22 protein-coding genes, 5 tRNA genes and 1 pseudogene are annotated in these 25,248 nt (G+C 70.0%); 11 read left to right on the top strand and 17 right to left on the bottom strand.

The genetic code is table 11. The annotated features are described in order from the left end of the window. Positions 1 to 269: 269 nt before the first annotated feature. Positions 270 to 518, top strand: a complete 249-nt coding sequence (locus tag AB0L56_RS07250) for a DUF3040 domain-containing protein (protein WP_365419885.1) — start codon at positions 270 to 272, stop codon at positions 516 to 518. Between the two features lie 20 nt (positions 519 to 538). Here the strand turns inward: AB0L56_RS07250 and AB0L56_RS07245 are convergent, their stop codons facing one another. From AB0L56_RS07245 to AB0L56_RS07230, 4 genes and pseudogenes are all read right to left on the bottom strand, one after another. After that, a complete protein-coding gene (locus tag AB0L56_RS07245) occupies positions 539 to 889 on the bottom strand; it encodes a hypothetical protein (RefSeq protein WP_365419882.1) in 351 nt (116 codons plus the stop codon). Positions 890 to 988: 99 nt separating this feature from the next. Next, a pseudogene (locus AB0L56_RS07240) lies at positions 989 to 1,164 on the bottom strand (RdlA protein); the annotation flags it as partial. 146 nt (positions 1,165 to 1,310) lie between these two features. Beyond that, positions 1,311 to 1,448: a hypothetical protein gene (locus tag AB0L56_RS07235; RefSeq protein ID WP_361027094.1), complete on the bottom strand. Its 138-nt coding sequence runs from the start codon at positions 1,446 to 1,448 to the stop codon at positions 1,311 to 1,313. 228 nt (positions 1,449 to 1,676) lie between these two features. Further along, a complete protein-coding gene (locus tag AB0L56_RS07230) occupies positions 1,677 to 1,844 on the bottom strand; it encodes a daptide-type RiPP (RefSeq protein WP_361027088.1) in 168 nt (55 codons plus the stop codon). Between the two features lie 220 nt (positions 1,845 to 2,064). Between AB0L56_RS07230 and AB0L56_RS07225 the strand changes: the two genes are divergently transcribed. After that, positions 2,065 to 2,544, top strand: a complete 480-nt coding sequence (locus AB0L56_RS07225; protein ID WP_365419878.1) for a hypothetical protein — start codon at positions 2,065 to 2,067, stop codon at positions 2,542 to 2,544. Between the two features lie 147 nt (positions 2,545 to 2,691). Here AB0L56_RS07225 and AB0L56_RS07220 read toward each other — a convergent pair. The 4 genes from AB0L56_RS07220 to AB0L56_RS07205 all read right to left on the bottom strand — a co-directional run bounded on the left by AB0L56_RS07220 (position 2,692) and on the right by AB0L56_RS07205 (position 6,213). Beyond that, a tRNA-Lys gene (locus tag AB0L56_RS07220) sits at positions 2,692 to 2,764 on the bottom strand. A 155-nt stretch (positions 2,765 to 2,919) separates the two neighbouring features. After that, positions 2,920 to 4,935, bottom strand: a complete 2,016-nt coding sequence (locus AB0L56_RS07215) for a DEAD/DEAH box helicase (RefSeq protein ID WP_365419875.1) — start codon at positions 4,933 to 4,935, stop codon at positions 2,920 to 2,922. A 314-nt stretch (positions 4,936 to 5,249) separates the two neighbouring features. Next, the gene (locus tag AB0L56_RS07210; RefSeq protein ID WP_365419872.1) at positions 5,250 to 5,789 is read right to left on the bottom strand and encodes a hypothetical protein; all 540 of its coding nucleotides are present in this window, start codon (positions 5,787 to 5,789) and stop codon (positions 5,250 to 5,252) included. 73 nt (positions 5,790 to 5,862) lie between these two features. Beyond that, complete coding sequence (locus tag AB0L56_RS07205) at positions 5,863 to 6,213, bottom strand: metallopeptidase family protein (protein WP_361027180.1); 351 nt, start codon at positions 6,211 to 6,213, stop codon at positions 5,863 to 5,865. Between the two features lie 84 nt (positions 6,214 to 6,297). Between AB0L56_RS07205 and AB0L56_RS07200 the strand changes: the two genes are divergently transcribed. From AB0L56_RS07200 to AB0L56_RS07170, 7 genes are all read left to right on the top strand, one after another. Then, the gene (locus AB0L56_RS07200) at positions 6,298 to 7,884 is read left to right on the top strand and encodes a metallophosphoesterase (protein WP_365419869.1); all 1,587 of its coding nucleotides are present in this window, start codon (positions 6,298 to 6,300) and stop codon (positions 7,882 to 7,884) included. Positions 7,885 to 8,082: 198 nt separating this feature from the next. Continuing rightward, a tRNA-Glu gene (locus tag AB0L56_RS07195) sits at positions 8,083 to 8,155 on the top strand. A 37-nt stretch (positions 8,156 to 8,192) separates the two neighbouring features. Next, a tRNA-Asp gene (locus tag AB0L56_RS07190) sits at positions 8,193 to 8,267 on the top strand. 24 nt (positions 8,268 to 8,291) lie between these two features. Continuing rightward, positions 8,292 to 8,365: transfer RNA gene (locus AB0L56_RS07185), tRNA-Phe, on the top strand. A gap of 94 nt (positions 8,366 to 8,459) precedes the next feature. Further along, the gene (gene hrpA / locus AB0L56_RS07180; protein WP_365419866.1) at positions 8,460 to 12,440 is read left to right on the top strand and encodes an ATP-dependent RNA helicase HrpA; all 3,981 of its coding nucleotides are present in this window, start codon (positions 8,460 to 8,462) and stop codon (positions 12,438 to 12,440) included. A 93-nt stretch (positions 12,441 to 12,533) separates the two neighbouring features. Next, a tRNA-Asp gene (locus AB0L56_RS07175) sits at positions 12,534 to 12,608 on the top strand. A 345-nt stretch (positions 12,609 to 12,953) separates the two neighbouring features. Continuing rightward, the gene (locus AB0L56_RS07170; RefSeq protein WP_365419863.1) at positions 12,954 to 13,142 is read left to right on the top strand and encodes a DUF6274 family protein; all 189 of its coding nucleotides are present in this window, start codon (positions 12,954 to 12,956) and stop codon (positions 13,140 to 13,142) included. 435 nt (positions 13,143 to 13,577) lie between these two features. On the opposite strand, the gene bldC is transcribed toward AB0L56_RS07170, so the two are convergent. Both bldC and AB0L56_RS07160 read right to left on the bottom strand, forming a co-directional pair. Further along, entirely contained in the window at positions 13,578 to 13,784 is a 207-nt protein-coding gene (gene bldC, locus AB0L56_RS07165; RefSeq protein ID WP_003949541.1) for a developmental transcriptional regulator BldC, read from the bottom strand. A gap of 539 nt (positions 13,785 to 14,323) precedes the next feature. Next, a complete protein-coding gene (locus AB0L56_RS07160; protein ID WP_361027070.1) occupies positions 14,324 to 15,166 on the bottom strand; it encodes a hypothetical protein in 843 nt (280 codons plus the stop codon). A gap of 245 nt (positions 15,167 to 15,411) precedes the next feature. Here AB0L56_RS07160 and AB0L56_RS07155 point away from each other — a divergent pair, with 245 nt between their 5' ends. Both AB0L56_RS07155 and AB0L56_RS07150 read left to right on the top strand, forming a co-directional pair. Beyond that, a complete protein-coding gene (locus tag AB0L56_RS07155) occupies positions 15,412 to 16,500 on the top strand; it encodes a Glu/Leu/Phe/Val dehydrogenase dimerization domain-containing protein (RefSeq protein ID WP_365419860.1) in 1,089 nt (362 codons plus the stop codon). Between the two features lie 318 nt (positions 16,501 to 16,818). After that, positions 16,819 to 17,067, top strand: a complete 249-nt coding sequence (locus tag AB0L56_RS07150; RefSeq protein ID WP_190167217.1) for a DUF3073 domain-containing protein — start codon at positions 16,819 to 16,821, stop codon at positions 17,065 to 17,067. A 132-nt stretch (positions 17,068 to 17,199) separates the two neighbouring features. Here the strand turns inward: AB0L56_RS07150 and purM are convergent, their stop codons facing one another. From purM to purS, 7 genes are all read right to left on the bottom strand, one after another. Beyond that, positions 17,200 to 18,267, bottom strand: a complete 1,068-nt coding sequence (gene purM, locus AB0L56_RS07145; RefSeq protein WP_365419856.1) for a phosphoribosylformylglycinamidine cyclo-ligase — start codon at positions 18,265 to 18,267, stop codon at positions 17,200 to 17,202. A gap of 33 nt (positions 18,268 to 18,300) precedes the next feature. After that, positions 18,301 to 19,827: an amidophosphoribosyltransferase gene (gene purF / locus AB0L56_RS07140; protein WP_365419853.1), complete on the bottom strand. Its 1,527-nt coding sequence runs from the start codon at positions 19,825 to 19,827 to the stop codon at positions 18,301 to 18,303. Between the two features lie 62 nt (positions 19,828 to 19,889). After that, the gene (locus AB0L56_RS07135; protein WP_365419850.1) at positions 19,890 to 20,675 is read right to left on the bottom strand and encodes an META domain-containing protein; all 786 of its coding nucleotides are present in this window, start codon (positions 20,673 to 20,675) and stop codon (positions 19,890 to 19,892) included. 49 nt (positions 20,676 to 20,724) lie between these two features. Beyond that, positions 20,725 to 21,522: a sterol carrier family protein gene (locus AB0L56_RS07130; RefSeq protein ID WP_365419847.1), complete on the bottom strand. Its 798-nt coding sequence runs from the start codon at positions 21,520 to 21,522 to the stop codon at positions 20,725 to 20,727. Between the two features lie 287 nt (positions 21,523 to 21,809). After that, positions 21,810 to 24,068 (bottom strand): phosphoribosylformylglycinamidine synthase subunit PurL, encoded by a 2,259-nt coding sequence (gene purL / locus AB0L56_RS07125; RefSeq protein ID WP_365419844.1) that lies wholly within the window; start codon positions 24,066 to 24,068, stop codon positions 21,810 to 21,812. Then, on the bottom strand, positions 24,065 to 24,745 hold the full coding sequence (gene purQ / locus AB0L56_RS07120) for a phosphoribosylformylglycinamidine synthase subunit PurQ (RefSeq protein WP_365419841.1): 681 nt from the start codon (positions 24,743 to 24,745) through the stop codon (positions 24,065 to 24,067). Before purQ ends, purL begins: the two co-directional genes overlap by 4 nt. Further along, positions 24,742 to 25,005: a phosphoribosylformylglycinamidine synthase subunit PurS gene (gene purS / locus AB0L56_RS07115; protein WP_010045045.1), complete on the bottom strand. Its 264-nt coding sequence runs from the start codon at positions 25,003 to 25,005 to the stop codon at positions 24,742 to 24,744. Before purS ends, purQ begins: the two co-directional genes overlap by 4 nt. Between the last annotated feature and the right edge of the window lie 243 nt (positions 25,006 to 25,248).

Raw genomic sequence — 25,248 nt, 5'->3', positions numbered from 1 at the left:
GCCTGTCCCCTGAGCAGGCCCCGCGCCATCGGTGACAACCCCCATTTTCCCGCCGGAACCCCTAAGCGGCGGCGGCCCGCACAGGCACCGTTCCCCGTGAAGATGGGGAGCCCGACCGATGGCCCCGCCCGGCGCCGACAGGGGACCCTGGGTCTCCGTACCGGACGGGTGACGACGCCGGCACACCGACAAGCTCCCACAGCCCAATTTCGCGTGTCCACGCGGCCGTCGGCATGGCGCCATACGGCCGCCCCTCGGAAGGAGGAGCCGTGCCCCACTCCCACGACGCTCGCCCCGCCGACCTCGCGGCCCGACTCGAGCACGAGGAACCCCGCCCCCGCGAGTACCGGCGCACGGGCGCCTGGTGGGCGCTGGTCATCGGGGTGGCGATGCTGATCGCGGGGGTGCTCGTCCCCGACGGACTGCTCATCGCGGCGGGCCTGGTCCTCTCCGGAATCGCCGCCCAACTCCTCGACCCCAACCAGCGCCCGAGGCCCCGCCACCCCCGACGCTGCTGACGCGATGCGGCCGGGCGTGCTCAGTGCTCCCCGGCCGCCGGGCCGCCTTCGGTCCGCGGAGCCCCCAGCGCCTCGTCGGCGGCGACGACTTCCTTGAACCACTGCCGGTGCACCTTGTACGTACGGTCGAGCTCGAACTTGTGGTAGATCCCGGTCGGATTGCCGAACCGCACGTCACGCGGAAGGCGCCGCGCCCCGTCCTGGCCCACAACGAGGATCGCGCGGTCGGTGACCACGATCGTCTCCGCCGGCACGGTGAAGATCCCCGACCCGGTCACCGTCATGAACCCCGTCTGGATCTGCTCGCCGGGCTCCAGATACGGCGCCGCCCGGCCGGCGATCATCTCGGCCCGTCGTTCCCTGTACCCCACGACCCGCCCTCCTCCTGCAACCAACCCACGTCCGGGCGGCGTCGCCGACCCGGACCGATTCGACAGCAGAACCTACGGGACGGGTCCCGAGGGAGGAACTCACTGGTCGGCGGAGAAAATGTTCGAGTCCTGCAGCGCGTTGGAGATCGGCTCGTCGTGGCCTTGGCCGGCGTGGAATTCTCGGGGCACTGCTGGATCCGCGAGTTGGACAGGATGGGGATGTCCTGGACCGAGGTCTGCACGACGTCCACGAGTGACCCGACGTTGCCCTTGGCCTGGCCCAGACCAGGAGATCGCGGCGGCCTGAGGTTCCGGGGGTGGGCCCGATCGCGTCCATGCTGACACCGACCCTTCGGGCGGCATGGGGCAGATCGTCGTAGGCGCGGCCGAGTACGGTCGCGCTCCCCCGCGGTGGGTCGGGTCAGTCCGAGGCGCCATTGCGGCCGAGCAGACCCACGACCCGTCCGAAGCGGACGGTGAAGGACAGGTCCTCCACGGCCGAGACCGGCCCGAACCGTTTGCTGACGCCGTGGAACTCGATGACGGGAACCTCACTCACGACGGCTCCGTGCCACGGTCGCGCCGACAACGGCCATGCCGCCCGCCAGCGCGAGGACGAGCACGGCAGTGACGCCAATACGTACCCCTCCGGACAGGTTCATCGTGGTCATCACCACTCCCAGTGCGATCAGCGCACAGAGGCCGGGCACCGCTGAGGCGATGGCAGCCGGAAGTCTGTGGTGGCGGATGCTGCCCGCCACAGACTCCCGGCTTCAGTTCCCGTGCCTCAGCGCGTGGCGATGCTGACGGCCACGCTGACAGCCGCGCTCGCGGCGGCGGTACCGCTCACGGCGACGCCGTACGAGAAGCCGGTCCAGAAACCGGAGGCCTCCATGGCCTCCAGCTCCTGCATACCCAGCTCCAGGACCGGCTGGATCTTCTCGATCTCCTGCATTTGCGCGCGATCGCCCAGCAGCTCATCACCTTCAACCCCGCCTCCCACGTCGAGTTGGAGTCCGGCAAGCGCCCCAAGCCGCTCCTCTGGACTGACGGGCGGGGTCCGACGCCGGCGCGAGACCGGCGAGATCCCCACCCTGTGATGACGTGGACACCCCAGCAGTTCGGCGCCTTCCTCGACGCGGCCGAGGGCGACCGCTTGTACGCGATCTTCCATCATGGGCAGCCGCGGACTCCGGCGAGGCGAGGCGGTCGGCCAGGACTGGCAGGAGATCGATCTCGACGTCGGCCTGATCACGCCCGCCAAGGAGATCGTGGTGGACGGCTGGGACACCTACGAGTCCGAACCGAAGACGGACGGGAGCGCGAATACGATCGCGCTCGACAACCTGAACATCACCACCCTGCGCGACCACAAGGCCCGCCAGGAGAAGGAGCGCTCCAAGTTTCTCCGAGACCTTCCGCCGCATCCTCGCCACGACCGACCTGCCACCCGTCACCCTGCGGGACCTGCGCCACGTCGCCGCGACGCTGACGCACGGAGGCGGCGGCGACATCCACACGGTGAAGGAGACCTTGCGGCACTCCACCATCACGCTGACCTCGGACACATACGCGAGCCTGCTCCCTGGGCTGGACCGCGAAATCGCGGAGAAGGCAACGAAGCTGATCCCCAGGTCGCGTCCGGCCGTTGCTGATTCGTCCGCCCAAGCGGCACCCGATCCGCAGGCCACGAGCGCATCCGCTCACGCAGTGGCTTCAAAACGAAGCAGCGCCCGACCCGACCGAAGCCGACTCAGGCGCTGCGTAGCAGGTCAGAGGCCGTTTGCCTCCCCTACCACCGGTAGGCCCTGTGGGACTCGAACCCACAACCAATGGATTAAAAGTCCACTGCTCTGCCAATTGAGCTAAGGGCCCCTGGCGATGTTGCCTCCCCGAGCATAGCCGGACGTGGCCGAGTTCCCGATCGGGTATCGGGGGAGGCGGGTCGGGCCGTGTCGCGTGGGGCATGCGGAAGGGCCCGCGCGACGGGGTGTCGTGCGGGCCCTTCCGGTCAATCCGGTGAGGCTGCGTCAGCCGTTGCGCTTCCAGCGCGGCTTGTCCTCGCGGCGGCCGAAGGAGCCGCCGCCGCGGTGGTCGTCCCGACGGCCGTACGGGCGGTCGTGGCCGCCGGAGCGGAAGCCCGGGCGGTCGCCCTGGCGGTCGCGGTTGAACGGCCAGTCGCTGCCGCGGTGGCCGCTCCGGTCGTCGCGGCGGAAGCCGCCGCGGTCGCGGTCACGGTCGCGGTTGAAGCCGCCCCGGTCGTCACGGCGCTCGAACGAACGCCCACCACGGTCACCCCGGTCGTCACGGCGGAAACCGCCACGGTCGCCCCGGTCGTCACGGCGGAAGCCGCCGCGGTCACGGTCGCGGTCGCGGTTGAAGCCGCCCCGGTCGTCACGACGCTCGAACGAACGCCCACCACGGTCACCCCGGTCGTCGCGACGGAAGCCGCCACGGTCGCGGTCACGGTCGCGGCGCTCGAACGAACGCCCACCACGGTCACCCCGGTCGTCACGGCGCTCACGCCGCTCGTACGGTGCCGGAGCCTCCGTACGCTCGACGTCCCGCGCGGTCGGCTGCTCCGGCAGAGACACCTCCGCCACGGCAGCCGCCTCGGCCACCGCCGCCTCGGGGTCCTCGCCGCGCTCCCGCGCGACCCGGGCCACCAGACGGTCGGCCTCGTCGCGCAGCTCAGACGCGCGGCGCTGCGCCCGCTCCAGCTCCTTGGTGAGCTGGGCGACCTCACGCTCGGCCTGCTGAGCCGCGTTGCCCGCCGATTCGGCCTGCACCTCGGTCATGGACCGGGCACCGGTGATCTCGGCGACCTCCGGGTCGAAGGCCGCGCCGCCCTGGATGATGTGGCGCGTGGCGTCGACGCCCGCGTCCTCCATCAGCCGGAAGATCTGGCGCCGCTGGTGCGGCAGGGACAGGGAGACAACGGTGCCGGTGCGGCCGGCGCGCGCCGTGCGGCCCGCGCGGTGCAGGTAGTCCTTGTGGTCGCCGGCCGGGTCCACGTTCAGGACCAGGTCGATACCGTCGACGTGGATGCCCCGCGCGGCGACGTCGGTGGCGACCAGGACGTTGACGTAGCCGTCCTTGAAGTCCGCCAGCGTCCGCGTACGGGCGCCCTGCGTCATGCCGCCGTGCAGCGCGTCGGCCTTCACCCCGGCGTCCCGCAGCTGCTCGGCGACGCGGTCGGCCCCCAGCTGGGTACGGACGAAGATGATCGTGCGGCCCTTGCGGGAGGCGATGGCCGCGGTGACCGGCGCCTTGTCCTTGGGCTTCACGACGAGGATGTGGTGCGACATGGTCGTCACCGCGCCCTGCGCCGCGTCCACCTCGTGCGCCACCGGGTCGTTGAGGTAGCGGTCGACCAGGGTCCTGATCTCGTTCTCCATGGTCGCGGAGAACAGCATGCGCTGGCCGCCCGCCGGAACCTGGTCGAGGAGCTCGGTGACCTCGGGCAGGAAGCCCAGGTCGGACATCTGGTCGGCCTCGTCGAGGACGGCGATCTGCACGTTCTCCAGCGAGCAGGCGCCGCGGTTGATGATGTCGCGGAGGCGGCCGGGGGTGGCGACGAGGATGTCGACGCCGCGCTCGAGGGCGTAGATCTGGTTACCCATCGAGGTGCCGCCGCAGACGACCTTCATCTTCAGGCCCATGACGTCCCCGTACGGCTGGAGTGCGTCGGCGACCTGCATGGCGAGCTCACGCGTCGGCGTCAGGATGACGGCGCGCGGCTTGTGCTTCTCGGTGCGGCCGCCGGCCAGCGTGGCCAGCGTCGGCAGTCCGAAGGAGAGGGTCTTGCCGGAGCCGGTGCGGCCACGGCCGAGGATGTCCTTGCCGGCCAGGGCGTCCGGGATGGTCGCGGCCTGGATCGGGAAGGGGGTGGTCACGCCGTTCTGCGCGAGCTTGCGCACGACGCCCTCGGGGAGGCCGAGGTCGGCGAAGGTGATCTCGGGCGTCGCCACGTCGGTGACGACGTCGAGGTTGGTGTCCTGAGCGTTCTCGGGCAGGACAATGTGTTCAGTACTGGTCATGGACATGCGAATGCGAAACCTTCCGGAGTCTCTTCGGCACGCGCCCGTCAACTCCGTGAATCGCGATTCGCAATAACGACCGCCTCGATGCGGTCCACCACGGTAAGGGGAGAGTACGCGCCACACGGCGCGCTCTGCTGTGGCGCCGGGCAAATAGGATCAAACGATCTGCCACCATACGCACCCCGGCACCTTGAAAGCAAGTCTGCAGGTGGAACGGGACCCGTCGGGCGACCTATCACCCTACGCACCCCGGCACCCTAAAAGCAAGTCTGCAGATGAAACGGGGCCCGTCGGGCACGGATGCGCTCGGGAAGATTCTACGCCGGCGCCCCCGCTTCCGGCGCCGGCTCCCGCTGCGCCAGTTGCGTGTCCGGCGGCGGGTGCGCCGACGAGGACGGCTCCGCCTGTGTCGGCTCCGGCGTGACCGAGGGCTCGGGCGGCGTCGGCGTAGGCTCCGGGTCCGGCGTCCGTGAGGGCTCCGGCGGAACCGGCTCGCCCGGGGCCGGTCCGGGGGGCCCGCCGGAGCCACCATCGGCCGGCGCCGACCCGCTCGCCCCCGCGGACGGCGAGGCCTCGCCCGGCGCGGGCTGCCCCGCCCCGCGCTTCTTCCCCTTGCGCTTGCGTCCCTTGCCGTCGGCGCCGTCGCCGCGCTCACCGTCGGCCGTCGCCGTGCCGTACCCGCCGCCGCCCGGCCCCGCCGCTCCTCCGTCCGGCGCCTCACCGCCCGACCGCCCCGCGGAGTGCGACGGTCCGGCACCCCGGCCGGCACCGTCCTCACCCACGCTCACACAACCGGCGGCAGCGGCGACGGCCACGACCGCGGCGGCCAGGCGGACGGGTACGTACAAGCGGCGCACGGGGCCACCTCCGGGTGGAGTACAGGGTCAACAACCCCAACTCCCGCCACCCGCAAGAAGACACGCCAACCGCTCAGCCGTAGCCGAGCGCGTGCAGCCGGGCGTCGTCGATGCCGAAGTGGTGGGCGATCTCGTGCACCACTGTGATCTCGGTCTCGGCGACCACGTCCTCCCGGGACTCGCACATCCGCAGGGTCGGCCCCCGGTAGATGGTGATCCGGTCGGGCAGGACCCCGGCGTACCACTCGCCCCGCTCCGTCAGCGGTGTCCCCTCGTACAGCCCCAGCAGCTCCGGATCGTCCGCCGGGGGCTCGTCCTCGACGAACACCGCGACGTTGTCCAGCAGCCGCATCAGCTCCGGCGGAATCCGGTCCAGCGCCTCGGAGACCAGCTCCTCGAACGTCTCGCGCGTCATCTCCAGCACAGAGCCATTGTCGGGCACGAGCCGTCCGTACGAGATGCTCGGGAGGCCCGCATATCCGGAGCATGGCGCGGGCATACGGGACCAATGGCCCGCGTCCCCTCCGTAGTCATGCACGCCGTCCACCGCGTCCGACGGGTCCCGCGGGCCCTCACCCGCCGCAACCACTCCCGCCGGCCCGCGCCCGCGACGACCGCCCTCGCCCCGCAGCCACGCCCCTGGCTCCGCGCCGTCGGGCTGGTCGCGGTGGTCGTCCTCGGCGCCTGGCTCGGCCTGCTCGTGGTCGGCAACGTCCGCGTGCCCGTGGGGCCCATGAACACCACCATGGCCCTGCGCCCCTCCCTCACCGGCGGCACCAAGATCAACGTCTCGCCCCTGGGCGCCCTGCAGCTCGACAGCCACACCGCGCCGGTGCGACTCGACGTCAACGTCGACCAGCTCGACCCCGAACGCTCCCAGGCCCTCGTCGACCACCCCGAGCGTCTCTCCGGCCTCCAGGAGGAGGTCGCCCGCGACATCACCCACGGCACCGCCGACCTCGCCGTACGCTCCTGCGTCGCCGTGGTCACCGGTGCCACGGCCCTCGGCCTGGTCGTCTACCGCCGGCCCCGCCGCGCCCTCGCCGCCGGCGGACTCGCCCTCGCCCTGCTGGCCGCGTCCGGCGGCACCGCGTTCGCCACCTGGAACCCCGACTCCGTCCTGGAGCCGAAGTTCTCCGGCCTGCTCTCCTCCGCGCCCTCCCTCGTCGGCGACGCGCGCAGCATCGTCACCGAGTTCGACGTGTACCAGACGGAGTTGGCCCGCCTGGTCACCAACGTGACCAAGCTCTACGACGCCACGTCCTCGCTCCCCACCTACCAGCCCGACCCGACCACCATCCGGGTCCTGCACGTCTCCGACATCCATCTCAACCCCGCGAGCTGGAAGATCATCGCCTCGCTGGTGGAGCAGTACCAGGTGGATGTGATCGTCGACTCCGGCGACACGATGGACCACGGCACCGCCGCCGAGAACGGGTTCCTGGACCCCATCGAGGACCTCGGCGCGCCCTACGTCTGGGTGCGCGGCAACCACGACTCACGGGTCACCCAGCGCTACCTCGAAGGCCTGAAGAACGTCCACGTGCTGGACGACGGCAGGGCGAAGACCATCGCCGGGCTGCGCTTCGCCGGCATCGGCGACCCGCAGTTCACCCCCGACCGCTCGAACAGGAACGGGGCCGAGCGGTCCCAGGAACTGGCGGGGGCCCGTCTCGCCTCCACGCTGCGCGACCAGCGCGCCGCCGGCACCCCGGTCGACGTCGCGGTCGCCCACGAACCCTCCGCGGCCCGTGAGGTCGACGGCACCGTCCCCCTGGTCCTCGCCGGGCACATCCACCACGAGGAGAGCGAGGTCATGCGGTACGGCACCCGGCTCCGGATCGAGGGCTCCACCGGCGGCAGCGGCCTGCGCGCCATCGAGGGCAAGTACCCCGACCCCATCGAGACGTCGATCCTCTACTTCGACCGTGACTCCCGCCGCCTCCAGGCCTGGGACTCGATCGAACTGGGCGGTCTCGGCCTGACGACCGCGGAGGTCAGCCGGCACCTCCCCGAGGAGAACCAGCCAGGGGCGAGCCCGTCGCCCACGGACGCGGATGCCTCGCCGACGGGCAGCGCTCCGGCCCCTCGATGACCCGCATCTTTTCGGTTTGGTCGCGCCCCGGAAGCCGTAGTACAGTCTGCTCGTGCCCAAGGGCAGCGGTCAGGGCTTGACCGTCCCGAACCCCGTCAGGGGCCAGGGAGAAGCGGAACCTCTCGGGGGGAAGCGGAGTCACATGCTTCTCACGTCTCCAAACACGGAGATGCACGGTGAAGCAACCGCGCTGGGTCCGCCCTCATCGTCTAGTGGCCCAGGACGCCGCCCTTTCAAGGCGGTAGCACGGGTTCGAATCCCGTTGGGGGCACGCACCACCCTGTGCGACACTGTCGTACGACACGCTTGGTCCTGTGGAGCAGTTTGGAGTGCTCGCCACCCTGTCAAGGTGGAGGCCGCGGGTTCAAATCCCGTCAGGACCGCTGGTGTTTCACGTGAAACACCGCGGCTGGGTAGCTCAGTTGGTACGAGCGTCCGCCTGAAAAGCGGAAGGTCGCCGGTTCGACCCCGGCCCCAGCCACAGCAAAGGCCCCGATCACCGATCGGGGCCTTGTTGTGTGCCCCGGCAAAATGACTCGCCGCGTTTTTCCGCGGTCTGAGATCCTGGACTCCGTATGTCTACGCACTCTGCCCCCGCCCTCGGCTCCCTCGCCTCCCGCCTCTCCGAGCTGTCGCTGCGCGATGCGCACCGGCTCGGGCGGCGGCTCGAGGGTGCCCGCAAGATCCGTAAGCCGGAGGCGCGTGCCGCCGTGCTCGGTGAGATCGAGGCGGAGGTCGCCGCGGCCGAGGAGCGGATGGCGGCGCGCCGGGCCAGGGTGCCGGAGGTCAGGTATCCCGAGCAGCTGCCCGTCAGCCAGAAGAGGGACGCCATCGCCGAGGCGATCCGTGACCACCAGGTCGTGATCGTCGCCGGTGAGACGGGTTCCGGCAAGACCACGCAGATCCCCAAGATCTGTATGGAGCTGGGCCGGGGCGTGCGCGGCATGATCGGCCACACCCAGCCCCGGCGGATCGCCGCCCGTACGGTGGCCGAGCGGATCGCCGAGGAGCTGGAGACCCCGCTCGGGGAGGCCGTGGGCTGGAAAGTCCGCTTCACCGACCAGGTGAACCCCGACGCCACGTTCATCAAGCTGATGACCGACGGCATCCTGCTCGCGGAGATCCAGACCGACCGTGAGCTGCGCGCCTACGACACGATCATCATCGACGAGGCGCACGAGCGTTCGCTGAACATCGACTTCCTGCTCGGCTATCTCGCCCAGCTGCTGCCGAAGCGTCCGGACCTCAAGGTCGTCATCACGTCGGCGACCATCGACCCGGAGCGCTTCTCCCGGCATTTCGGGGACGCGCCGATCATCGAGGTCAGCGGGCGTACGTATCCGGTGGAGGTGCGGTATCGGCCGCTGCTGGAAGAGGATTCCGAGGACGCCGACCGGGACCAGATCACGGCGATCACCGATGCCGTCGAGGAGCTGATGGCGGAGGGGCCGGGCGACATCCTGGTGTTCCTCTCCGGTGAGCGGGAGATCCGGGACACGGCGGACGCGCTCACCAAGAAGCGGTACCGGTCGACCGAGGTGCTGCCGTTGTACGCCCGGCTCTCGCACGCCGAGCAGCACCGGGTGTTCCAGCAGCACACCGGCCGCAGGATCGTTCTGGCGACCAACGTGGCCGAGACGTCCCTCACCGTGCCGGGTATCAAGTACGTCATCGACCCGGGGTTCGCCCGTATCTCCCGCTACAGCCATCGCACCAAGGTGCAGCGGCTGCCGATCGAGCCGATCTCGCAGGCCAGCGCCAACCAGCGCAAGGGCCGCTGCGGCCGTACGTCGGACGGCATCTGCATCCGGCTGTACAGCGAGGAGGACTTCCTCGTCCGTCCGGAGTTCACGGACCCGGAGATCCTGCGCACGAACCTCGCCTCGGTCATCCTGCAGATGACGGCGGCCGGCCTGGGGGAGATCGAGAAGTTCCCCTTCATCGACCCGCCGGACCACCGCAACATCCGCGACGGTGTCCAGCTGCTCCAGGAGCTGGGCGCGCTCGACCCGGCGCAGAAGGATCCCCGCAAGCGGCTGACGCAGACCGGGCGGAAGCTGGCACAGCTGCCGGTGGACCCCCGGCTGGCGCGCATGGTGCTGGAGGCGGACCGGAACGGCTGCGCCCGAGAGGTCATGGTCATCGCGGCGGCCCTGTCGATCCAGGACCCGCGGGAACGGCCGGCGGACAAGCAGACCCAGGCCGATCAGCAGCACGCACGGTTCCGGGACGAGTCCAGTGACTTCCTGGCCTTCCTCAACCTTTGGCGGTACATCCGCGAGCAGCAGAAGGAGCGCGGTTCGTCGTCGTTCCGGCGGATGTGCAAGCAGGAGTTCCTGAACTTCCTGCGGATCCGCGAGTGGCAGGACATCTACACGCAGCTGCGGACGGTCGCCAAGCAGATGGGCATCCGTCTGAACGAGGAGGACGCCCCGGCGGACCAGATCCATATGTCGCTGCTGTCGGGTCTGCTCTCGCACATCGGCATGAAGGACGTGAAGGAGTCCAAGGACTCCGGTCCGGGCGGCGGGCGCAAGGAGGGCGGGCGCAACGAGTACCTGGGCGCCCGCAACGCCAAGTTCGCGATCTTCCCGGGTTCGGCGCTGTTCAAGAAGCCGCCGCGGTTCGTGATGTCGGCCGAGCTGGTGGAGACGTCCCGGCTCTGGGCCCGGGTCAACGCGAAGATCGAGCCGGAATGGGTGGAGCCGCTCGCGGAGCATCTGCTCAAGCGCACATACAGCGAGCCGCACTGGGAGAAGGACCAGGCGGCCGTGATGGCGTACGAGAAGGTGACGCTGTACGGCGTACCGATCGTGGCGCAGCGCAAGGTGAACTACGGGCGGATCGATCCGGAGGTCTCCCGGGAGCTGTTCATCCGCAACGCCCTGGTGGAGGGCGACTGGCGGACGCACCACAAGTTCTACGCGGACAACCGGCGGCTGCTGACCGAGGTCGAGGAGCTGGAGCACCGGGCGCGGCGCCGGGACATCCTCGTCGACGACGAGACCCTGTTCGACTTCTACGAGCAGCGGATCCCCGAGCATGTGGTGTCGGGGGCGCACTTCGACTCGTGGTGGAAGCGGAAGCGGCAGGAGCAGCCGGACTTCCTCGACTTCGAGCGGGAGATGCTGATCCGTGAGTCGGCGGAGGCGGTCACCAAGGCCGACTATCCCGATGCCTGGCGGCAGGGTCCGCTCAAGTTCCGGGTGACGTACCAGTTCGAGCCGGGCGCGGACGCCGACGGTGTGACGGTGCACATCCCGCTGCAGGTGCTGAACCAGGTGACCGACGAGGGCTTCGACTGGCAGATCCCGGGTCTGCGGGAGGAAGTCGTCACGGAGCTGATCCGTTCGCTGCCCAAGCCGATCCGGCGGAACTACGTGCCGGCGCCGAACTTCGCCAAGGCGTTCCTGGAGCGGGCGGTGCCCCTGCAGGAGCCGCTGACCGTCACGATGGCCCGTGAGCTCAAGCGGATGGTCGGGGTGCCGTTCGAGGCGGAGGACTTCGACTGGTCGCGTGTCCCCGACCACTTGAAGGTGACGTTCCGGATCGTGGACGAGCGGCGCCGCAAACTCGCCGAGGACAAGGACCTGGAGGCCCTGAAGCTCCGGCTGCGGCCGAAGGCCCGCAAGGCGCTCTCGCAGGCGGCCGCCGCGACGGCGCAGCGCCAGGGCGGCGAGTCGCTGGAGCGCAAGGGGCTGACGGACTGGACGATCGGTTCGCTCACCCGGGTGTTCGAGACGCGTCGGGCCGGTCAGCCGGTGAAGGCGTTCCCGGCCCTGGTGGACGACGGCGACTCGGTCTCGGTCCGGCTGTTCGACTCGGAGGCAGAGCAGGCGGAGGCGATGTGGAAGGGCACCCGGCGGCTGATCCTGCTCGGAATCCCGGTGAACCCCGCGAAGTTCGCATCCGAAAAGCTGACGAACGCCCAAAAGCTGGCCCTGTCCGCGAATCCGCACGGTTCCGTGCAGGCCCTGTTCGAGGACTGCGCGACGGCCGCGGCGGACAAGCTCATCGCGGACTTCGGCGGTCCGGTGTGGGACGAGGAGTCGTTCCGGAAGCTGTACGACAAGGTCCGCGCGGAGATCGTCGACACGACGGTTCGCGCGGTGGACCGGGTGCAGCAGGTGCTGGCCGCGTGGCAGGCCTGTGAGCGCCGCCTGAAGAGTGTGCGGAGCCCTGCGCTGCAGCAGAACCTGCAGGACGTACGCAAGCAGCTGGACGGCCTCGTACGGCCGGGCTTCGTCACGGAGGCGGGGTTGCGGCGGCTGCCGGACCTGATGCGGTATCTGGTGGCCGCGGACCGCCGGCTGCAGCAGATGGCGGCGAACGTGCAACGGGACACGACGCGGATGGCCAAGGTCCATGAGATGCAGGACGAGTACGCCTGGCTGCTGGAGCAGATGCCGCAGGGGCGGCCCGTTCCCCAGCAGGTGCTGGACATCCGCTGGATGATCGAGGAGCTGCGGGTCAGCTACTTCGCCCACGCGCTCGGCACGGCGTACCCGGTGTCGGACAAGCGGATCGTGAAGGCGATCGACGCGGCGGTGCCGTAACGGGGGCGGTACGCAGGGTGAGTTCGACCAGTGGGCTCCCCCTCCTGTACAGTCCTTCTCGCAGCGCAACGCAGGAATGGCGCTGCGAAACCTGGTCCTGTGGAGCAGTTTGGAGTGCTCGCCACCCTGTCAAGGTGGAGGCCGCGGGTTCAAATCCCGTCAGGACCGCATCGCTAAGAAGGCCCGCACCCGAAAGGGACCGCGGGCCTTCGTCCTACCCGGCCCCCGAAGGCCGCGCCCCGCGGCGGAGCCGCGCAACAGCACAGCAAATCCCGTCAGGACCGCATCAGCAACAAAGCCCGCACCCGAAAGGGACCGCGGGCCTTCGTCCTACCCGGCCCCCGAAGCCTTCCGCAGGCCGCCCGGGACGAAGTCGGACCTCCGGCCCGGTCTTCGTGTCACCGTGGCGCTGTGCGCCTCTCAAGTGCCCCTCACGCCGTCTTGACGGGCCCGCCGTCCCTCGGTACCTCAGGAAGCAGGGCATGACTCCGTGTGGGCTCCTGGAGGTGGCGTATGGCGGCATCGGCTAGGCACGAGACGCGGGCCCTGCTCCGTGCGCATCTGTCGGCCGCGTCGTCCTACCGGCATCTGACACATCACTGCCCCATCTGCCACCGCCTGTTGCGGCTGGCGCTGGATTCCCACTCCGGCCCGCCGGAAGCCGGCCGGGAAGAACCCGCGCCCAACGCCCGTCCCCTCTAGCGCATATGCCACAGGCTCAACAAGCCGACTGGTATGTGACGGGTGTCACCGCATGAGTTTGGAGAGGTGCGGCACTTACAGCCCACCTACAACAGGTCAATTTAATATGTGCCATTGCACCGCTCGGAGACGTCCCACGGCCGACGGACGGGAGATCCCACCAGCCGTCCCCAGAGTCCGACAAGCCCGCGCAGGGACCGTCTCCCGGGCCGCCGAGCGGCGCCGCCGACCCCTCACCAGCGCACAAAAAAGATCGCGCTGGACCCGGCGGAGTCCAGCGCGATCGACGACGCACCCTTGTTCAGTTGCCTGGAAAGCTGTGATCGGCTTGGGCGAGGGGCCTGTTGGGGCAGTCCCCGCGTCGCTTGTAGCCAGTGTTCCCGGGCGTCTCGACCAGTGGGGGACCAGTCGCTTCTGCCCGGTTCATGCGGTGGTTCAGGCCTCGCTGCGCTGCTGCGGAATGCCCGCGAGCAGTGCGCGAACCTCGGCTTCGCGGTAGCGGCGATGCCCGCCGAGCGTGCGGATCGACGTGAGCTTGCCTGCCTTCGCCCAGCGCGTGACCGTCTTGGGGTCGACGCGGAACATGGTGGCGACCTCAGCGGGGGTCAGCAGCGGCTCGGCATCAGGGGTGCGAGCGGTCATGAGCGGCCTCCTCGGGAGAACCGAACCTTCTCGGTTCTTTCCTCTAAATTCTGCACCTTGACCCGCGTTGCCCGAAATGGCGGACGCGAGTCGAGTCGGTTATAGGACGAACGGCTTGTCCTCGGCACTACAACTACACCATCTGTCCAGCCACGTCGGCCAAACCGATGGAATTGCCCTCCCAGGTGTTCATCAGCCGCGGAAGCCGATGGACCATGCCATAGCGGACAGTCACGCCGCTGTGACGATCAGTCACAGCGGCGATCAGGAGTCCCTAGACCCCCCAAAGCGTGCAATGCTGAGATACCGCCCATAGTCGAGCACAGCAGGACGGAGGAGTCCTCGCCGGACTCCTTGTCCTATTTTGGCATGAGGGTGGGCAAGCGGCGCAAGGGCCGCGTACGTGCGGTCCGTCACGCTTGGCGCGCTTGGGACATACGCCCGGATCGGCATCTACGTCCGTTCTCGGGCCCGCGCTGACACAACCTCAGGCACCTCAGGGCGAAGACAAAACCCCAAGAAGGGCGTTTGGTCAAACGTCAGTTCGCCGAGCGCAGGTCACGCACCGCCCGCCAGCGCTCCACGAGCCGCCCGTAGGCCTCCCCCGCACCCTCCCCGTCGCCGCGCCGCAGCGCCGCGATCCCCTCGGCCACGTCCGCCGCCGAGTGGTCGCCCTCCAGCGCGCCGGCCGGCACGGCGTGCACCAGTCCGCCGTAGTCCAGCTCGACCAGCGAGCGCGGGTGGAACTCCTCCAGCCAGCGTCCCACGTCCACGAGGCCGTCGATCAGCAGGCTCTCGTCCACGGCGTCCCGCAGCGCCCGCAGCCCGCGCGCCACTCGCCGGCGGGCCTGCACCATGGGGGTCCGGTAGCGCAGGACGGGCGCCACGTCCCCGGAGCCCTTGTCGTACTCCCGCTCGTCGTCCGCGAACAGCACGAACCAGTTGATCGGCACCTGCCAGGTCGCGGTGCGGATCCACGGCCGGGCGTCGGGATGGTCGGCGAGCCAGCGTTCGTAGTCCTGGGTGGCCTGGTGCCGTACGACCGGAGGCAGGAGAGCGTCCAGGACCGACAGCGGAAAGTCCTCGGCGAGCTCGCCCAGAGCCTGCCAGCTGCGCAGCCGGGTGCGCCACGGGCAGACGCAGACGACGCCGTCGGCCTCCAGGACGAACGCGTCGTCGCTCTCGTGCACCGGCACCGGGACCGGCGGGGTGGGCGCCAGGTCCGCGAGCGACCGGCGGAGTTCGTCCTGGTAGGAGGGGAGGTCGGGACGGCGCGCGTAACGGGCCCAGTGGCCGCGTTCCGGTTCCGGGAAGGCGGCCAGCGGTTCGTACACGCGCAGGTACGCCGCGTAGGGGACGATCACCGAGGACACCTTGGGCACGCCTGCTCCCTCCCCCACGGACCGCCGCGAAAACCTGCCGGACCTCCGCTCGGACGGATGGCAAACCCGGCCAAATTGCCGCACGGCGGTACTCCGGACGGAGGTGATATGGGACACGGTGCCGCCGTCGGACGCGGAAGGATCTACTCTCATGCCACAGCACCCGCCGCCGCCTCCTTGCCACAAGCGTGGGGGGACCACCGGGAGCCGACCCCACCCGCCGCAACTACTCAGGAGTCACCACAGTGACCGACGTATCTGACGGCGTCCTGCACACCCTGTTCCGCTCGGACCAGGGGGGACACGAGCAAGTCGTGCTCTGTCAGGACCGTGCCAGCGGCCTCAAGGCCGTGATCGCCATCCACTCCACCGCCCTGGGCCCCGCCCTCGGCGGGACGCGCTTCTACCCGTACGCCTCCGAGGAGGAGGCCGTCGCCGACGCGCTGAACCTCGCGCGCGGGATGTCGTACAAGAACGCCATGGCCGGTCTCGACCACGGCGGCGGCAAGGCCGTGATCATCGGTGACCCGGAGCAGATCAAGTCCGAGGAGCTGCTGCTGGCCTACGGCCGGTTCGTCGCCTCCCTCGGCGGCCGGTACGTCACCGCCTGTGACGTCGGCACCTATGTGGCCGACATGGACGTCGTCGCCCGTGAGTGCCGCTGGACCACCGGCCGCTCCCCCGAGAACGGCGGCGCGGGCGACTCCTCGGTGCTGACCTCCTTCGGCGTCTACCAGGGCATGCGGGCCGCGGCCCAGCACCTGTGGGGCGACCCCTCGCTGCGCGACCGCAAGGTCGGCGTGGCGGGCGTCGGCAAGGTCGGCCACCACCTGGTGGAGCACCTGCGGGCCGAGGGGGCCGAGGTCGTGATCACCGATGTGCGCGAGGACGCCGTGCGGCGGATCCTGGACCGGCACCCCGAGGGTGTGTCGGCCGTCGCCGACACCGAGGCGCTGATCCGCACCGAGGGCCTGGACATCTACGCCCCGTGCGCGCTGGGCGGGGCGCTGAACGACCAGACCGTCCCGGTCCTGACCGCCAAGGTGGTCTGCGGCGCGGCCAACAACCAGCTCGCCCACCCGGGTGTGGAGAAGGACCTCGCCGACCGCGGGATCCTCTACGCGCCGGACTACGTGGTGAACGCCGGCGGTGTCATCCAGGTCGCCGACGAACTGCATGGCTTCGACTTCGACCGGTGCAAGGCGAAGGCGTCGAAGATCTTCGACACCACGCTCGCCATATTCGCACGTGCGAAGGAGGACGGGATTCCGCCGGCCGCCGCGGCCGATCGGATCGCCGAGCAGCGGATGGCGGAGGCACGCTCGGCGCGCTGACGCGTGGGAGGGCGGCCCGGTTCGGGCCGCCCTCGCACGTTTGAGCGGTACCCGCCGGCGGGCACTTGGAGAGAACTCTCACTTCTCCCGGCGGGTCGACCGTCGATAAGTGGCTAAAATCGCGATTGACCAGCGAGGACAGGGCACCTCGACGGTCCCGGGCACGGGCACGTCATGCGGGCGACGTACCGTATGGGCGCGGGCTCAGGTACCGTGGAAGCCCTACGGACCGGACTCTCCGCGGAGAGTCCGTTCTGGACCATGAACGCGTGTCAAGACTCTGGGGCCGTCGAGCCCCGTCGTTGAGGGGGTCGAGCCATGGGGCGCGGCCGGGCCAAGGCCAAGCAGACGAAGGTCGCCCGCCAGCTGAAGTACAACAGCGGTGGGACTGACCTCTCACGCCTGGCCGAGGAGCTGGGTGCATCGCCTACGAATCAGCCACCGAACGGTGAGCATTTCGAGGACGATGAGCAAGACGACGACCTGTACGCACGGTACGCCGACCTCTATGAGGACGACGACGAGGACGAGGACGGCCCGTCCTCGCAACAGCGTCGCGGCGCTTGACCTTGCGCTGAGCATGAGCCCGGCCGGTGACCTCGGTCACCGGCCGGGTTCAGTGCTGCCCGGGACCGCGGAAGGGCTCTCACCACCCGGTGTGCTGCCCGCCCGGCCGTCGCACGGACAGCGTCCCGGTGCTCAGTTCGCGTAGTCACCGACGAGGGCCGCGCCCGTGGTGTGCTCGCCGCGGTCGGTGATCTCACCGGCCACCCAGGCGTCCACTCCGCGGTCGGCCAGTGTGGCCAGCGCCACGTCGACGGACTCCTGCGGCACGATGGCGATCATGCCGACGCCCATGTTCAGGGTCTTCTCCAGCTCCAGCCGCTCGACCGAACCGGTCCGGCCGACCAGGTCGAACACCGGTGCGGGGGTCCAGGTGGAGCGGTCCACGACCGCGTGCAGCCCGTCGGGGACGACACGTGCCAGGTTGGCCGCGAGTCCGCCGCCGGTGATGTGGCTGAACGCGTGCACCTCGGTGGTGCGGATCAGCGCCAGGCAGTCCAGCGAGTAGATCTTGGTGGGCTCCAGCAGCTCCTCGCCGAGGGTCCGGCCGAGCTCGTCGATCCGGGCGTCCAGCGCGAGCCCCGCCCGGTTCAGCAGCACGTGCCGGACGAGGGAGTAGCCGTTGGAGTGAAGTCCGGAGGACGCCATGGCGATCACCGCGTCACCCGTACGGATGCGGTCCGGGCCGAGCAGCCGGTCGGCCTCCACGACGCCCGTACCGGCGCCGGCGACATCGAAGTCGTCCGGACCCAGCAGACCCGGGTGCTCGGCCGTCTCGCCGCCGACCAGGGCGCAGCCGGCCAGCACACAGCCCTCGGCGATGCCCTTGACGATGGCGGCGACGCGCTCGGGGTGGACCTTGCCGACGCAGATGTAGTCGGTCATGAACAGCGGCTCGGCGCCGCACACCACGATGTCGTCCATGACCATCGCGACCAGGTCGTGGCCGATGGAGTCGTAGACACCGAGCTGCCGCGCGATGTCGACCTTGGTGCCGACGCCGTCCGTGGCGGAGGCGAGCAGCGGGCGCTCGTACTTCTTGAGGGCGGAGGCGTCGAAGAGGCCGGCGAATCCGCCGAGGCCGCCGAGGACCTCGGGGCGCCGGGTCTTCTTCACCCACTCCTTCATCAGCTCGACCGCGCGGTCGCCCGCCTCGATGTCGACGCCCGCCGCTGCGTAGCTGGCACCGGTGTTCTGGGACATGGCTGTGAGAGCTTTCGTGTCGTCCGTCAGGGCTTACGGGCGGCGGATCGCGTCGACCGCGGCCGGGGCGGCGGTGCCGGCGGCCAGTTCGGTCTCCAGGAGCTGCTTGCCGAGGAGCTCGGGGTCGGGAAGCTCCATCGGGTACTCGCCGTCGAAGCAGGCGCGGCACAGGTTCGGCTTGGCGATGGTGGTCGCCTCGATCATGCCGTCGATGGAGATGTACGCCAGCGAGTCGGCGCCCAGCGAGGTGCCGATCTCGTCGATGGTCATGCCGTTGGCGATGAGCTCGGCGCGGGTGGCGAAGTCGATGCCGAAGAAGCAGGGCCACTTCACGGGCGGCGAGGAGATCCGGATGTGCACCTCGGCGGCACCCGCCTCGCGCAGCATACGGACCAGGGCGCGCTGGGTGTTGCCACGGACGATCGAGTCGTCGACCACGACCAGGCGCTTGCCCTTGATGACTTCCTTGAGCGGGTTCAGCTTCAGGCGGATGCCGAGCTGCCGGATGGTCTGCGAGGGCTGGATGAACGTACGGCCGACGTACGCGTTCTTGACCAGGCCCGCGCCGAAGGGGATGCCGGAGGCCTCCGCGTAGCCGATGGCGGCCGGGGTGCCCGATTCCGGGGTCGGTATGACCAGGTCGGCCTCGACCGGGGACTCCTTGGCGAGCCGGCGGCCCATCTCGACGCGCGAGAGGTACACGTTCCGGCCGGCGATGTCGGTGTCCGGGCGGGCCAGATACACGTACTCGAAGACACAGCCCTTGGGCTTTGCTTCCGCGAATCGGGAGGTGCGCAGACCGTTCTCGTCGATGGCGACGAACTCGCCCGGCTCGATCTCGCGTACGAAGCTCGCGCCGCAGATGTCGAGGGCGGCGGACTCGGAGGCGACGACCCAGCCGCGCTCCAGGCGGCCGAGGACCAGCGGACGGATGCCCTGCGGGTCGCGGGCCGCGTACAGGGTGTTCTCGTCCATGAAGACGAGACTGAAGGCACCCCTGACCTTGGGCAGGACCACGTGCGCGGCCTGCTCCACGGTCACCGGTTCGCCGTCGGCGGCGCGCTGGCCGGCCAGCAGGGCGGTGATCAGGTCGGTGTCGTTGGTGGCCGCCACCTTGGGGGCGCGGCCGTTCTCCTTGGGGAGCTCGGCGACCATCTCGGCGAGCTGCGCCGTGTTGACCAGGTTGCCGTTGTGGCCGAGCGCGATGGATCCGTGCGCGGTGGCTCGGAACGTCGGCTGGGCGTTCTCCCACACGGAGGCACCGGTGGTCGAGTAGCGGGCGTGTCCGACCGCGATATGACCCTGGAGCGAACCGAGAGAGGTCTCGTCGAAGACCTGGGACACGAGGCCCATGTCCTTGAAGACGAGGATCTGGGAGCCGTTGCTGACCGCGATTCCCGCGGATTCCTGGCCCCGATGCTGGAGGGCGTAGAGCCCGAAGTACGTCAGCTTGGCGACCTCTTCGCCCGGCGCCCAGACACCGAAGACGCCGCAAGCGTCCTGGGGGCCCTTCTCGCCGGGGAGCAGGTCGTGGTTGAGTCGTCCGTCACCACGTGGCACGTCCCCGAGTGTAGGCGAGAGCGGCCACTGGTCCGAATGCGGGATATGACCCCCGAGGTGGATCAGCGTTGCGCGACGGCCCGCACACTGGTGCCGTTTTCGCTGGTCAGCGTGAGGCTCTGGCCTTCGATTCGGTAGCTCACGGTGCCGTTGAACAGCTGTGTCAGGGCCCGCTCGCTGTCCATGAGTGAGTCTTCGCACATCATTCGGGTCAGTCCCGGCACGCCGAGGGTGATACGGCCGTCGCGCACGGTGGCCTCGGCGTTCACATGGTTGCAGCCGAGGCTGCCGGCGACGGTGCCCTCCTTCTTGTCGAAGGTGAGGTGGGCGCGCCGGTCGACGGCGGGGGTGGTGACGGTCCACTCGGTGCCGTACAGCGGGCTGTCCTCGGCCCTGCTGAGACGTACGGTGTCGCCGCCCTCGGTGGTGAGGGTGAGGCGGCCGTCGTCCACCTCGGTCCTCAGGGCGCCGTCGCCGAGGGTGCGGGCGAGGGTGCCTTCCAGGTCCATGACCTGCTTCTCGCAGGCCCGCAGAGTGGTGTCCCGGTCGGCGAGCCGGATCCGGTCGCCCTCGAACGTGGCCCGGCCCTTGAACAGGTTGCATCCGTAGGTGCCCTCGACGCTGCCGTCGTCGTCGACGGTGAGGTTCGCGCCGTCGGGAGCGCGCCGCGTGGTGCCGTCGACGGTGACGCTGTCGATGCTCCAGCGGATGCCGGTGACCGGCTCGGCCGGCTCGGCGGCGCCGCTGCCCGCCCCCGCCTTCTCGCTGCCACAGGCCGCCGCGAGCGGGACGGCGAGCACGGCGACGGCCGTCAGGGTCATGCGCTGCTTGTGCTTCTGCCTGTACATGACGATTCGACGGACCCCAGGAGCGGACGGTTCCCCTTCCGTCCGGGGCTCAGCCCAGCAGCGGCAGATACGGTCCGAGGTCCGCCCGTTCCCCGCTGGCGCCGACCCGGGCGCCGGCCACGGCGTCCCGCCAGGCCGTCCGCCCCGCGGCCAGCCGGATCCAGGTGAGCGGGTCGGTCTCGACGACGTTCGGCGGGGTGCCCCGGGTGTGCCGCGGTCCCTCCACGCACTGCACGACCGCGTACGGCGGCACCCGCACCTCCGTGGAGCCGCCGGGCGCCTTCGCGGCGAGCGCGTCGGCCAGCAGCCGGGTGCAGGCGGCCAGGGCCTGACGGTCGTACGGGATGTCCAGGCCGGGGACGGCGGCGTTCAGGTCGTCGGTGTGCACGACGAGCTCGACGGTGCGGGTGACGACGTAGTCGGCCAGCGTCAGGGCGCCCGCGCTGGTGGGGAGCAGCCTGCCGCCCGGGTGGGCGTCGAGCCGGGCGGTGAAGCGCCGCTCGACGTCCGCGAGGTGGGCGTCGAGGTCGGGGTGGTCCGCCGCGAGCCGGCGCGCGGTGCCGGCGATGGCGTCCGCGTCGGCGGCGATGGCGGACGGCCAGTCGGTCGCCCGCGCGTCCTGGCGCGCGGGCTCGGGCTCGTCGAGCAGCCGGTCCACGGCCGTCAGCGCCATCCCGATGTGCGCCACCAGCTCCCGTACGGTCCAGTCGCCGAGCCGCGTCGGCAGGGCGAGCTGCTCGGGGGTCAGGGTGCGGACCGCCGCGCGCACGTTCCCGAACTGGACCAGGACGGCGGCGCGGGTCCTGGCGGGGTCGTAGGAGCGGGTGCGCTTCTTGGCCGGTGGCATGACGGCAGCCTATGCGGGGAGTGGAAGTGCGGGTGCGGCTCGGTGGAGTTGCCGGAGTTGCCGACGCGGGCGACCGGAAACGCCGCAGCCCCCGCCCGGCGGACCGGAACGGGGGCTGTGAAGCGACGCAGGTGCCGGCGTGGGTGCCAGCCGGGGGTGGGTTGCGCAGCCCGGCGCGGGCGGGGTGCCGTCGCCCGTGCTGCCCTGGGGGTACCTCCCAGGCCCTTAAGGCACTGAGGGAGGCACGACTGCCCGCGGATGGCGGCGGCAGGTCGCCTACGGCGCGCCTACGCCAACAGGGTTGGGATTGTCTGCTCGTGGGCTGTGCGGAGCTGCTCCAGGGTGAGGGTGAACTCGCCCTGGACATCGATCGTGTCGCCGTCGACGACGCCGACGCGGGTGGTCGGGAGGCCGCGTGCGCCGCACATGTCGTTGAAGCGGAGCTCCTCCGAGCGCGGCACGGCGACGATCGCGCGGCCGGCCGACTCCGAGAAGAGGAAGGTGAACGCGTCCAGGCCGTCCGGGACGACCAGGCGTGCGCCCTTCTGCCCGAGCAGCGCCGACTCGACGACCGCCTGGATCAGACCACCGTCGGACAGATCGTGCGCGGAGTCGATCATGCCGTCCCGGGAGGCGGCGATCAGGATCTCGCCGAGGAGGCGTTCGCGCTCCAGGTCGACCTTCGGGGGCAGCCCGCCGAGGTGGTCGTGGATCACCTGCGACCAGGCCGAGCCGCCGAACTCCTCGCGGGTGTCGCCGAGGAGGTACAGCAGCTGGCCCTCCTCCTGGAAGGCGACCGGGGTGCGGCGCGCCACGTCGTCGATGACACCGAGGACCGCGACCACCGGCGTCGGGTGGATGGCCGCCTCGCCCGTCTGGTTGTACAGCGAGACGTTGCCGCCGGTCACCGGGGTGCCGAGCTGCCGGCAGCCGTCCGCCAGACCGCGTACGGCCTCCGCGAACTGCCACATGACGGCCGGGTCCTCCGGGGAGCCGAAGTTCAGGCAGTCGGAGACGGCGAGCGGCTTGGCGCCGGTCGTCGCCACGTTGCGGTACGCCTCCGCGAGCGCCAGCTGCGCGCCCGTGTACGGGTCGAGCTTGGCGTAGCGGCCATTGCCGTCGGTGGCGATCGCCACGCCGAGGCCGCTCTCCTCGTCGATGCGGATCATGCCGGAGTCCTCCGGCATCGCCAGCACGGTGTTGCCCTGCACGAAGTGGTCGTACTGCTGGGTGATCCACTGCTTGGACGCCTGGTTGGGTGAACTGACCAGCTTCAGGACCTGGTCCTTCAGCTCCTCGCTCGTCGCCGGGCGCGGCAGCTTGTTCGCGTCGTCCGCCTGGAGCTCGTCCTGCCAGGACGGACGGGCGTAGGGGCGCTCGTAGACCGGCCCGTCGTGGGCGACGGTGCGCGGGTCGACGTCGACGATCTTGCCGCCGTGCCAGAAGATCTCCAGCCGGTCGCCGTCGGTCACCTCGCCGATGACGGTGGCGATGACGTCCCACTTGTCGCAGATCTCGAGGAAACGGTCGACCTTGTCGGGCTCCACGACGGCGCACATGCGCTCCTGCGACTCGCTCATGAGGATCTCCTCGGGCGAGAGCGTCGAGTCGCGCAGGGGGACGTCGTCCAGCGTCACGCGCATGCCGCCGGAGCCGTTGGAGGCCAGCTCGGACGTGGCGCAGGACAGGCCGGCCGCGCCGAGGTCCTGGATGCCGACGACCAGCTTCTCCGCGAACGCCTCCAGGGTGCACTCGATGAGGAGCTTCTCCTGGAAGGGGTCGCCGACCTGGACGGCGGGGCGCTTCGACGGCTTGGCGTCGTCGAAAGTCTCGGAGGCGAGGATCGACGCGCCGCCGATGCCGTCGCCGCCGGTGCGGGCGCCGTACAGGATGACCTTGTTGCCGGCCCCCGAGGCCTTGGCGAGGTGGATGTCCTCGTGCCGCATGACGCCGATGGCTCCGGCGTTGACCAGCGGGTTGCCCTGGTAGCAGGCGTCGAAGACGACCTCGCCGCCGATGTTGGGCAGGCCCAGGCAGTTGCCGTAGCCGCCGATGCCGGCGACGACACCCGGGAGGACGCGCTTGGTGTCGGGGTGGTCCGCGGCGCCGAAGCGCAGGGGGTCCACGACCGCGACCGGGCGGGCGCCCATGGCGATGATGTCGCGGACGATGCCGCCGACGCCCGTGGCCGCGCCCTGGTAGGGCTCGACGTAGGAGGGGTGGTTGTGGGACTCGACCTTGAAGGTGACCGCGTAGCCCTGCCCGACGTCCACGACGCCCGCGTTCTCGCCGATGCCGACGAGCAGGGCGTCGGACTCGGGGGCCTTCTCGCCGAACTGGCGGAGGTGCACCTTGCTGCTCTTGTACGAGCAGTGCTCGGACCACATCACGGAGTACATGGCGAGCTCGGCGCCGGTCGGGCGGCGGCCGAGGATCTCCACCACCCGCTTGTACTCCTCCTTCTTCAGGCCCAGCTCGGCCCAGGGCAGCTCGACGTCGGGGGTCGCGGCCGCGTGCTCGACCGTGTCCAGGGGCGTCTTGCTCATGCGTTGACCAGCTTCTTGAGGATCGACGTGAAGAACGGCAGGCCGTCGGTACGGCCCGTACCGATCAGCGACTCGACGGCGTGCTCGGGGTGCGGCATCAGGCCTACGACGTTCCCGGCCTCGTTGCTGATGCCTGCGATGTCGTTGAGCGAGCCGTTGGGGTTGAAGTCGAGGTAGCGGAAGACGACCCGGCCCTCGGCCTCCAGCTCGTCCAGCGTCCGCTGATCGGCGACGTAGCGGCCGTCCATGTTCTTCAGCGGGATGTGGATCTCCTGGCCGGCCGTGTAGTCGGTGGTCCAGGCGGTGTCCGCGTTCTCCACCCGCAGCTTCTGGTCGCGGCAGATGAAGTGCAGATGGTCGTTGCCCAGCATGCCGCCGGGGAGCAGGTGCGCCTCGGTGAGGATCTGGAAGCCGTTGCAGATGCCCAGCACCGGCAGACCGGCCTTCGCCTGGTCGATGACGGTGTCCATCACCGGCGAGAAGCGCGCGATGGCGCCGGCGCGCAGATAGTCGCCGTACGAGAAACCACCGCAGAGCACCACGGCGTCGACCTGTTTGAGGTCCTTGTCCTTGTGCCAGAGGGCGACGGGTTCGGCGCCGGCGACGCAGATCGCGCGCTGGGTGTCCCGGTCGTCGAGGCTGCCCGGGAAAGTGACGACGCCAATACGAGCGGTCACTTCACGGCCTCCGCGACTTCCTCGACCCGTACGGTGAAGTCCTCGATCACGGTGTTGGCGAGGAAGGATTCCGCAAGATCGTGGATACGGGCGAGCGCGGCCTCGTCGACCGGCCCGTCAACTTCCAGTTCGAATCGCTTTCCCTGGCGGACGTCCGAGATCCCTTCGAAACCCAGTCGCGGCAGTGCGCGCTGCACCGCCTGGCCCTGGGGGTCGAGGATCTCCGGCTTGAGCATGACGTCGACTACGACGCGTGCCACTGGCACTCCCGGTGTGTGGTGCTGAGCAGGTTCCTTCAGACTACCCGTACAAAATTTCTACGCGGGTAGAGTTGGAGGAATCTACGTGACCCCCATCACGATTCGGCATCGCGGGCAGGCGTCAGCGAAAAGATCCGGGAAAGATCCGTGTTCGCTCGTACATCTCTATTGCGCACCGGACACGCGGACAGATTTAGTCGGGCTTCACATTGCAATGCCGGGCACTGTACAAATGAATTGTCA

It is taken from the genome of Streptomyces sp. NPDC052079 (assembly GCF_040680275.1).
Taxonomy (GTDB): domain Bacteria; phylum Actinomycetota; class Actinomycetes; order Streptomycetales; family Streptomycetaceae; genus Streptomyces.
Note: the sequence above shows the minus strand (reverse complement) of the source record. Positions and strands in the feature narration are given on the sequence as shown.